This window comes from Rhodococcus sp. NPDC127527 (assembly GCF_042672245.1).
Classification (GTDB): domain Bacteria; phylum Actinomycetota; class Actinomycetes; order Mycobacteriales; family Mycobacteriaceae; genus Rhodococcus_G.
Map to the genome: position 1 here is coordinate 957 of NZ_JBHXVP010000029.1, position 9395 is coordinate 10351.

The following is a 9395-nucleotide window of genomic DNA, read 5'->3' on the forward strand; positions in this document are numbered from 1 at the left end:
GTGCCGGAGAGGGCGCCGAGCTGCGCCTCGAAGCCCTGGGTGGCGGCGCCGGCCTCGTCGGTGCCGCCGTCGGAGCTGATTCCGGTGCCTGAGCCGGTACCCGTACCCGAACCGGTGCCTGAGCTGCCGTCCGTGCCTACGCTGCCGCCGGTGCCGGTGCCGGTGCCGCCGCCGGGGATGGCGCCGGGCATCTCCGAGCCGCTGCCGATGAGGGAGTTGACGATGTTCGCAAGGCTCGCGAACAGGCTGTTGATGTCGCCGGGACTTGGCATGTGTGTCTCCTTGATTGTTGATGTGCGTGGCAGTCCGGGGCGCCGAGGCGCGCCCGAGGCCGGAAGACGGAATCGATCTGTGGCCACGTCCTCGCTGGTAGGCGAGTATCCGACGGCGGCAGGACGAATTGATCCCCCGATCGCAGCGACTTCCCCGTCATACGACCCCCGCGCTGCACCCCGGGTCTCGATCACGGTGTGGTGCCAATCACTGCATCCGTCTTTGTACACGAGCGGTCAGGTTGGACGTCCAGTATTCGAGAGTCGATTTGCGCGATCGTGAGTGATGTGAATCACATCACTCGCGCGCCGACATCGCCCTGGCTGCCGCGACCGAGCTCCCGATCAGGGACTTCAGCGCGACTTCGTCGACGTCCGCGAGTCGTTTGACGTACAGGCAGCCCCGGCCGAGTCGGTGTTTGCCCAGTCGGGCCAGGGTGTCGGAGTGGTCCTCGAAGTTCAGGCTCAGGTAGAGGGTCACGGCCGCCGCGCGCGGGGAGAACCCGATCAGCGCGGTGTTGCCCTCGTGTCCGCTGGCGTACCGGTAGTGCCGATTGCCGAAGCCGATGATGCTCGTTCCCCAGAGCGTTGCGGGTTCGCCGGTCGCGGCCCGCATCATCTCGATCAGCCGTTCGCTGTCGGCGCGCTTGGTGTCGTCTGTCAGGGCCGCGAGGAATCCGTCGACACTGTCGCCGGTCGGCTGGGTCTTCGTCGCCATGTGCTCAGTATGGCGTCGAGGTCGACGGATTGCCCGCTGCGCTGGCCGTGCGTTGCGCCCGACCGTCAGTGGACGGGGCCGGTGTACTTCTCGCCCGGGCCCTTGCCCGGCTCGTCCGGGTAGGCGGAGGCTTCCCGGAACGCGCGCTGCAGCGCCTGCAGCCCCTCGCGGATCGGTCCGGCATGCGGGCCCAGGTATTCGACGGACGCGGTGACCAGGCCGGCGAGGGCGGTGATCACCCGACGGGCCTCGTCCAGGTCGAGGTGGGGGCTCTCGTCGGGGTTGGGGTCGGACAGCCCGAGCTTCTCGGCCGCGGAGCTCATCAACATCACCGCGGCCCGGCTGATGACCTCGACCGCGGGCACCTCGGCCAGCTCGCGAACGTCGCCCGTGTGTGGTTCCTCTGTCATGGCTGCTAGACTTTCACAGACGACCGCCCCTGACGACGTTGGGGGCAGCAAGTGGAGTCCGACTCCCACCGCTGTTCGGCGCAGTATATTCGCTGGTCAACGGTTCCGGTCGCCGGGTTCGAGGCTGCGTTCGCGTGGCACACCCGGTTCCCTCCAGAGGAGGGGATGTTCGTTGCGACGGGTCTCTCGCGAGGCTCGGTCGCCGCGGATGTCGGATCGGTCGACATCGGACCCCGCATGGTGACTCACCGGCGGGGTTCTTTTGTTGGGGTAGGAGGGCAGGCGGGCTGCCGGCGGTCACGAAGACCACGCCGCTCTACCTAGGAGGCCCCATCAGCACTGAGACCCGCATCAACGACCGCATCCGCGTGCCCGAGGTCCGACTTGTCGGACCCGGTGGCGAGCAGGTGGGGATCGTGCGTGTTGAAGATGCACTCCGCTTGGCCCTCGAGGCCGATCTCGACCTGGTCGAGGTGGCGCCCGACGCCCGTCCGCCGGTGTGCAAGATCATGGACTACGGCAAGTTCAAGTACGAGGCCGCGCAGAAGGCGCGCGAATCGCGCAAGAACCAGCAGTTGACCGTCATCAAGGAGCAGAAGCTCCGGCCGAAGATCGACGACCACGACTACGAGACCAAGAAGCGCAATGTCGTTCGCTTCCTCGAGGCCGGGTCCAAGGTCAAGGTCACGATCATGTTCCGCGGACGTGAGCAGTCGCGCCCCGAGCTGGGCTTCCGTCTGCTGCAGCGCCTCGGTGCCGACGTGGCCGATCTCGGCTTCATCGAGACCTCGGCGAAGCAGGACGGCCGCAACATGACGATGGTCCTCGCCCCGCACAAGGGTGCGAAGACCCGCGTCAAGGCGCAGGAGAGCGCGCAGGCGCCGGTGCCCCAGGTTCCGAGGCCCGCCTCGGCACCCGCCCCGGAGGCACCCGCCGCGCCGGCTCCGGCCGAGGGCGACGCGCCCCAGGCGCCGACCAGCTAGTCGCCACCAACTAGCAAGACAGTCTCGACCGAACGCAGTACGAAGAAACACAGAACTGAGGACTCCATGCCCAAGATGAAGACGCACAGCGGCACCGCGAAGCGATTCAAGGTGTCCGGCAGCGGGAAGATCCTGCGCCAGAAGGCCGGCCGTCGCCACCTGCTCGAGCACAAGGCCACCAAGGTCACCCGCCGCCTCGACGGTGTCGCCGTCGTCGCCAAGTCGGACGTTCCCCGCATCAAGCGCCTGCTCGGCATCTGATTCGTTGACCTGCACTATTTGACCAACCAGGGGTGCCCGGAGCACCCCGAGATCGACAGGATTTCCCAGTGGCACGCGTAAAAAGGGCGGTCAACGCCCAGAAGAAGCGCCGTTCTATCCTCGAGGCGTCCAGCGGCTACCGCGGACAGCGCTCGCGGCTGTACCGCAAGGCCAAGGAGCAGCAGCTCCACTCGCTGACCTACGCCTACCGTGACCGTCGCGCGCGTAAGGGTGACTTCCGCAAGCTGTGGATCTCGCGCATCAACGCCGCCGCGCGTGCGAACGACATGACCTACAACCGCTTCATCCAGGGCCTGAACCTGGCGGGCGTCGAGGTCGACCGCAAGATCCTCGCCGAGCTCGCCGTCTCCGACGCCGAGGCTTTCGCCGGCCTGGTTGCCGTCGCGAAGGCCGCGCTGCCGGCCGACGTGAACGCTCCTGCCGGGGACGCGGCCTGAGCAAGCTGTTCCAGGAACGACCCGTGGACCCGTTCACCGAGCGGACGCCACGGGTCGTTTCTGCTGTCAAGCTGTTGCGTGGCGCGGAGCGACGCAAGACCGGTCGGTTCCTGGCCGAGGGCTCGAACTCGGTGACCGAGGCACTGGCCACCGGGCGCGCCCTGGAACTGTTCGTCACGGAGGCTGCCGCGGGCAGGCACGAGGACCTCGTCGAACGCGCGCTCGCCTCGGGCGTGCGTGTCTCGCCGATCACCGAGCGCGCGGCGAAGGCGCTCGGCGACACCGTCACCCCGCCCGGACTGATCGCGGTGTGCGGGCTCCTCGACGTCCCGCTCGCGACGGCGCTCGGTGGGGCGCCCGACGATTCCGCCCGCTCGGCCGTGGGCCCGCGCCTGTTGGCGGTGCCGGTGTCGGTGTCCGAGCCGGGCAACGCCGGCACGGTGATCCGGGTGGCGGACGCGGTCGGTGCGGACGCGGCGATCCTCGCGGGCGACAGCGTCGACCCGCACAACGGCAAGTGTGTGCGCGCGTCGGCGGGCAGCCTGTTCCACCTGCCGATCGCCCGTGAGCGAGACGTCGACCTGGTGCTCGAGCGGATCGCCGCGGCCGGGGTTCAGGTGCTGGCGACCGCCGCGGACGGCGAGGTCGACCTGGACGACGCGGACGAACTGCTGGCCCGGCCGACCGCCTGGCTGTTCGGAAACGAGGCACACGGCCTGGATCCGGCGATCGCGGAACGGGCCGACCACCGGGTCCGCATTCCCATTCACGGCCGAGCCGAGAGCCTGAACCTGGCGACCGCGGCCGCGATCTGTCTGTACTCGAGTGCGCGGGTGCAGCACCGACGTCCGGGACCGACAACCTAGAATTCGTTGCGAACGCGACGACCGACCACCGACGAGGAGTTTCACCAGCCGTGGCAAAGAACGAGGGCGACAGTTCAGCGACCATCGACGCCGAGGCACTCACCGAGGAGGCGCTCGCGAGCGCGGCGGGCCTGGCCGAGCAGGCGTTCGCGGCCGCTTCGGACCTGGATTCGCTGGCGAAGGCGAAGACCGACCACCTCGGCGACAAGGCCCCGCTGTCGTTGGTCCGGCGCGCGCTCGGGTCGCTGCCCGGCAAGGAGAAGGCCGACGCAGGCAAGCGGGTGAACGCCGCGCGCACCCGGGCCACCACGGCGTTCGACGCCCGGCGCGAGGTACTGCTCGCCGAGCGCGACGCGGCGGTGCTCGTCGCCGAGTCCATCGACGTGACGCTGCCCGTGGGCCGTCGCCCGGTCGGTGCCCGGCACCCGATCACGATCATCTCCGATCAGGTCGCCGACGTGTTCGTGGCGATGGGGTGGGAGGTGGCCGAGGGCCCGGAGGTCGAGACCGAGCACTTCAACTTCGACGCCCTGAACTTCCTGCCCGACCACCCCGCGCGGACGATGCAGGACACCTTCCACATCGCGCCGGAGGGCTCGCGGCAGGTGCTGCGCACGCACACCTCGCCGGTGCAGGTGCGCACGATGCTCTCTCGCGAGGTCCCGATCTACGTGGTGTGCCCGGGTCGAACCTTCCGTACGGACGAGCTCGACGCCACCCACACCCCCGTTTTCTCCCAGGTGGAGGGGCTGGCGGTGGACAAGGGCCTGACGATGGCGAACCTGCGCGGCACCTTGGACGCCTTCGCGCGCGCCCTGTTCGGCCCAGACACCCGGACCCGGATGCGGCCCAACTACTTCCCGTTCACCGAGCCCTCCGCGGAGGTCGACGTGTGGTTCCCCGGCAAGAAGGGCGGCGCCGGCTGGGTCGAGTGGGGCGGCTGCGGCATGGTGAACCCGAACGTGTTGCGCGCCTGCGGAATCGACCCCGACGAGTACACCGGGTTCGCCTTCGGCATGGGCCTCGAGCGAACCCTGCAGTTCCGCAACGGCATCCCGGACATGCGCGACATCGTCGAGGGCGACGTGCGATTCACGCAGCCCTTCGGTGTGCAGGCGTAGGTCACAGGCAGAAGATTCAGAGCGAGAGAGCTGAGAAGACGTGCGAGTAGCGCAATCGTGGCTGACCGAGATCCTGCAGCGGGCCACCCCGGAATGGCAGGTGAGCGCCGAGGAACTGGACGCCGGCTTCGTCCGGGTCGGTCTCGAGGTCGAAGAGGTCGACGTCCTGCACACCGTGCCCGGACCCCTGGTGGTCGGCAAGGTCGTGGAGATCACCGAACTCACCGAGTTCAAGAAGCCGATCCGCATGTGCAAGGTGGACGTGGGGGAGCCCGAGCCCCGCGGGATCGTCTGCGGCGCACGGAACTTCGCCGAAGGTGACCTCGTGGTCGCGGCCCTGCCCGGCGCGGTGCTGCCCGGCGACTTCAAGATCGCCGCGCGCAAGACCTACGGTCAGGTGTCCGACGGCATGATCTGCTCGGTCGCCGAACTGGGTATCGGCAAGGACCATTCCGGCATCCTGGTGCTCGAGCCCGGTACCGCGGCGCCCGGCACCGACGCGAACGAACTGCTCGGCCTCGGCGACACCATCATCGAGCTGAACATCACGCCCGATCGCGGCTACTGCTTCTCCGTTCGTGGCCTCACCCGCGAGCTGGCCTGCGGGTTCGATCTGGAGTTCGCGGACCCCGCGGTCCTGCCCGCGCACGACGCGACCGGGGAGGCCTGGCCGCTGCAGGTCCAGCCCGAGTCCGCGTGCCCGCGGTTCGCGCTGCGCCGGGTGAGCGGGGTCGACCCGGCCGCCGTCACGCCGTGGTGGATGCAGCGTCGCCTGCTGCTCTCGGGCGTGCGACCGATCTCCCCGGCCGTCGACGTCACCAACTACGTGATGCTCGAACTCGGCCAGCCGCTGCACGCGTTCGACGCAGCCAAGGTCACCGGCGGGCTGGTGGTCCGTCGGGCCGGCGCGGGCGAGAAGCTGACCACCCTCGACGACGTCGAGCGCATCCTCGACGCCGAGGACGTGGTGATCTGCGACGACACCGGGGTCATCTCGCTGGCCGGCGTGATGGGCGGCGCGAGCACCGAGGTCGGTTCGGGGACCACCGACGTGCTGCTCGAGGCGGCGATCTGGAATCCGCTCGCGGTGTTCCGGACGTCGCGGCGGCACAAGCTGATCAGCGAGGCGAGCAAGCGTTACGAACGGGTCGTCGATCCGGCGCTGCCCGCGGCCGCGCTGGACCGCGCCGCCGGCCTGCTGGCCGAGATCACCGGCGGCACCGTCGAACCCGTGCTGACCGACCTCGGATCGGTCGCGCCGGCCGAGGCGGTCCGGATGGACATCGACCTGCCGGACCGGGTCGCGGGCGTCACCTACCCCAACGGCACGGCGGCGCGCCGACTCACCCAGATCGGGTGCGGCGTCGACGTCGCCGTCAGCGAGACCGGTCACGGCCAGTTGGTCGTCACGCCCCCGACCTGGCGGCCCGATCTCACGCAGCCCGCCGACCTGGTGGAGGAGGTGCTGCGACTGGAGGGGCTCGAGCAGATCCCGTCGGTGCTGCCCGCCGCGCCCGCCGGTCGCGGTCTGACCGCGGAGCAGCGTCGCCGCCGCGCGGTCGGCAAGGCGCTCGCGTTCGACGGCTATGTCGAGGTGCTGCCGACGGTGTTCCTGCCCGCCGGGGTGTTCGACTCCTGGGGACTCGACGCCGACGACCCGCGTCGCAACACGAGCAAGGTGCTCAACCCGCTCGAGTCGGACCGTCCGGAGCTGGCCACCACCGTGCTGCCCGGACTGTTGGAGATCTTGTCCCGCAACACCTCTCGTGGCCAGCGCGACCTCGCGCTGTTCGGCGTCGCGCAGGTGGTCCTCCCGGGTCCGGACACCAAGCCGGTGCAGGCGCTCCCGGTGGACCGTCGTCCCACCGACGAGCAGATCGAGGACCTGCTGCGGTCGCTGCCGGACCAGCCGGTGCGCGTGGGCGTGGTCCTGACCGGGCAGCGCGAGCCGAGCGGCCCGTGGGGACCAGGTCGGGCCGTCGACGCGGCCGACGCCTTCGCTGCCGCTGAGACCGTCGCCGCGGCCGCCGGGGTGGCGCTCGAGCGCCGTGCGGCACAGTACCTGCCGTGGCACCCGGGGCGCTGCGCCGAACTGCTGGTCGACGGCGCGGTGGTCGGGCACGCGGGCGAGCTGCATCCGGCGGTGCTCGAGCGGGCGGGACTGCCGGCGCGGACCTGCGCGGTGGAACTCGACCTCTCGGCTCTGCCGATCACCGAGTCGCTGCCCGCGCCGCGGGTCTCGCCGTTCCCGGCGGTGCTCCAGGACGTGGCCGTGGTAGTCGAGGCCGCCGTGCCCGCCGCCGCCGTCGAGTCGGCGTTGCGCGGCGGGGGCGGGGAACTGCTCGAGGACATCCGGCTGTTCGACGTCTTCGAGGGCGAGCAGGTCGGTGCCGGCAACAAGTCGCTGGCGTTCGCGCTCCGCTTCCGCGCGGCCGATCGGACGCTGACCGAGGACGAGGCCAGCGCCGCGCGGGACAGCGCGGTGGCGGCCGCGACCGCCGCGGTCGGAGCCCAGCTGCGCGCCTGACCTCCTCCGCCGACCTCCCCAATGTGACATTCGTTCGACTGACGCGAACGACTGTGACATTGGGGAGTTTGTCGTTGCGGGGATCGGTGATCGTCGCGACGTAGCCTGGGGGCACCAGCTGAAGGAGTGACGCGCGATGACCGACAGTCCCGAACAGTCGCAGCACGGTGAGCCCGACGAGCAGGTGATCGACGCGACGGTGGTGCCCGACCCGCTCGACCCCGCGGCCTCGCCCGGACCGCCCGTGATCCCCGCGCCCGACTACACCGAGTCCGGCGTTCCGACCTTCGAGTCCGTCCGGGACAAGATCGAGAAACAGGCGGGCACAGCTGCGGGCGCGACCGAACTCGACGCGGACTCCGAGGCGGGCCGGACGCTGGCGGAGCAGTGGGAGGACCGTCAGGAAGCGGCCCGGCGCAAGCTCGAGGAGATCAGGAAGTCGATGGGCCGCTAGCGATTTCGGTCGCTCATCCGCCGGCGCGGATGTCGCCGCACAGGATCGGTGCGAACAGCGGCGTGGGGGAACCGTCGCTGCCACGGATCCGATCCGACGAGCCCATGTGCACGTCGATGTACCAGCCGGTGGCAGGTGGTGCGGACATGACGTCGGTGATCGTGGCTGTGGACATCGCGTTGCCCGCGCTGTCGGACCGAATGTCGGGCAGGGAGTAGACCTCGGCCCCCTGCGCGGCGCAGCGACCCGCATGGATGTGGGCGGCGTGGGCGCTGTCGGGCAGCAGTCCGCCGGCGGTGATCTCGGCTCGCACGGTGTGGGCCGCCGCGTCGTATCGGACTGTGGCGGTGGCGCCGGTGGTGTTCTGCTGCCGTGCGGGTGCACGCAGAGGCACGACCGCCGGACCCGCGGCGGGTGTGCCCGACGGAATGTCGGCGCACGCGACCCGGGTCGCCCCGACGTCGGTGGGTGCGCCGAGTTGCTGGTCCGGCCCGAGATGGATGCTCAGGTGGAAACCGGGCGGAATCCCGGCGGGCGCCTTCCCGCTCACCGCGGTCTGCAGGACGGCGCCGCCGGCGTCCGCGGCGAGATCGGGAAACGCGATCGACGGGGCCGGATCCGGGTCGGCGCAGGATCCCGGGTGGAGGTGCATCGCGTGACTGCTGCGCGGCGTGAAGCCGATGGCCTGGATCTGCGCGGAGATGCGCGAGGTGTTCGAGTCCCAGGTGAGTGTCGCAGTGCCGGTGGGCATTGCCGTCAGGCCGACGACGGCGGGTCCCCAGAGCGTCGCGCTCTGTGACGGTGCCGGTGGTGAGGTCGGCTCGGAGGGCGTCGTCGGGGAACCCGCACAGCCGGCTACCGCGAGTACGGCGCCGACGACGGATCCGAGCGCTGCGCGACGGCGATCGCGGCGATGCATGGGCGCACCCCTCGGCGGTGGACGTGACGGCTGGCGACACCCGACGCTATGCGCGTGTCGGACGCACTGTCAACGCGGCTCGCGCGGACGCGCTGTCAACGAGGTCACGGAGGCGTAGCGTTGCCTACCAACCAAACTGGAGCTCGAACCAACCGAGAGGCAGTGCCGTGGTGTGGTCGGAGATCGGTGTCGTGTTCGGATACGTGGTGGTGGTCGCCGCGATCGTGGTGGTGACGATCGGCGTGGTGATGATGTTCATCGTGTCCATCAACGAGAACTTCGGGCAACGCAAGCCGCGCGGAGTGCTCGCGCCGACCGATGCCGCGCATCGCTCGGACAACGCCGGCTGACCCGCTCGGGTTGTTCCCGAATGGCGCATTCGGTCGGTCCAACCGACCGATTGCGC

The 9395-nt window shown here is 70.1% G+C and carries 12 protein-coding genes; 8 read left to right on the plus strand and 4 right to left on the minus strand.

What is annotated here, in order from left to right; translation table 11 throughout:
- From ACFVH2_RS24790 to ACFVH2_RS24800, 3 genes are all read right to left on the minus strand, one after another.
- Positions 1 to 272, minus strand: a 272-nt coding sequence (locus tag ACFVH2_RS24790; protein WP_378475740.1) for a hypothetical protein, incomplete at its 3' end; no start/stop codon positions are given.
- 298 nt (positions 273 to 570) lie between these two features.
- The gene (locus ACFVH2_RS24795) at positions 571 to 990 is read right to left on the minus strand and encodes a DUF1801 domain-containing protein (protein ID WP_378424748.1); all 420 of its coding nucleotides are present in this window, start codon (positions 988 to 990) and stop codon (positions 571 to 573) included.
- 65 nt (positions 991 to 1055) lie between these two features.
- Positions 1056 to 1400 carry a DUF1844 domain-containing protein gene (locus ACFVH2_RS24800; protein ID WP_378424746.1) on the minus strand — a complete coding sequence of 115 codons (345 nt, stop codon included), beginning with the start codon at positions 1398 to 1400 and terminating at the stop codon, positions 1056 to 1058.
- Between the two features lie 287 nt (positions 1401 to 1687).
- Between ACFVH2_RS24800 and infC the strand changes: the two genes are divergently transcribed.
- From infC to ACFVH2_RS24835, 7 genes are all read left to right on the plus strand, one after another.
- Positions 1688 to 2383, plus strand: a complete 696-nt coding sequence (gene infC, locus ACFVH2_RS24805) for a translation initiation factor IF-3 (protein ID WP_378424988.1) — start codon at positions 1688 to 1690, stop codon at positions 2381 to 2383.
- Positions 2384 to 2449: 66 nt separating this feature from the next.
- Positions 2450 to 2644, plus strand: coding sequence for a 50S ribosomal protein L35 (gene rpmI, locus ACFVH2_RS24810; protein WP_142103171.1), 195 nt, complete (start codon positions 2450 to 2452; stop codon positions 2642 to 2644).
- A 68-nt stretch (positions 2645 to 2712) separates the two neighbouring features.
- Positions 2713 to 3102, plus strand: coding sequence for a 50S ribosomal protein L20 (gene rplT / locus ACFVH2_RS24815; RefSeq protein ID WP_142103174.1), 390 nt, complete (start codon positions 2713 to 2715; stop codon positions 3100 to 3102).
- A gap of 23 nt (positions 3103 to 3125) precedes the next feature.
- Positions 3126 to 3968: a TrmH family RNA methyltransferase gene (locus tag ACFVH2_RS24820; RefSeq protein WP_378424743.1), complete on the plus strand. Its 843-nt coding sequence runs from the start codon at positions 3126 to 3128 to the stop codon at positions 3966 to 3968.
- A 50-nt stretch (positions 3969 to 4018) separates the two neighbouring features.
- On the plus strand, positions 4019 to 5089 hold the full coding sequence (gene pheS / locus ACFVH2_RS24825) for a phenylalanine--tRNA ligase subunit alpha (RefSeq protein ID WP_378424741.1): 1071 nt from the start codon (positions 4019 to 4021) through the stop codon (positions 5087 to 5089).
- A gap of 40 nt (positions 5090 to 5129) precedes the next feature.
- Positions 5130 to 7616 carry a phenylalanine--tRNA ligase subunit beta gene (gene pheT / locus ACFVH2_RS24830; protein WP_378424739.1) on the plus strand — a complete coding sequence of 829 codons (2487 nt, stop codon included), beginning with the start codon at positions 5130 to 5132 and terminating at the stop codon, positions 7614 to 7616.
- A gap of 136 nt (positions 7617 to 7752) precedes the next feature.
- On the plus strand, positions 7753 to 8070 hold the full coding sequence (locus tag ACFVH2_RS24835; RefSeq protein ID WP_378424737.1) for a PspA domain-containing protein: 318 nt from the start codon (positions 7753 to 7755) through the stop codon (positions 8068 to 8070).
- A 13-nt stretch (positions 8071 to 8083) separates the two neighbouring features.
- Here ACFVH2_RS24835 and ACFVH2_RS24840 read toward each other — a convergent pair whose 3' ends face one another.
- A complete protein-coding gene (locus tag ACFVH2_RS24840) occupies positions 8084 to 8821 on the minus strand; it encodes a CHRD domain-containing protein (RefSeq protein ID WP_378424735.1) in 738 nt (245 codons plus the stop codon).
- A gap of 335 nt (positions 8822 to 9156) precedes the next feature.
- Here ACFVH2_RS24840 and ACFVH2_RS24845 point away from each other — a divergent pair, with 335 nt between their 5' ends.
- The gene (locus ACFVH2_RS24845; RefSeq protein WP_378424733.1) at positions 9157 to 9339 is read left to right on the plus strand and encodes a hypothetical protein; all 183 of its coding nucleotides are present in this window, start codon (positions 9157 to 9159) and stop codon (positions 9337 to 9339) included.
- The last annotated feature ends 56 nt before the right edge of the window (positions 9340 to 9395 follow it).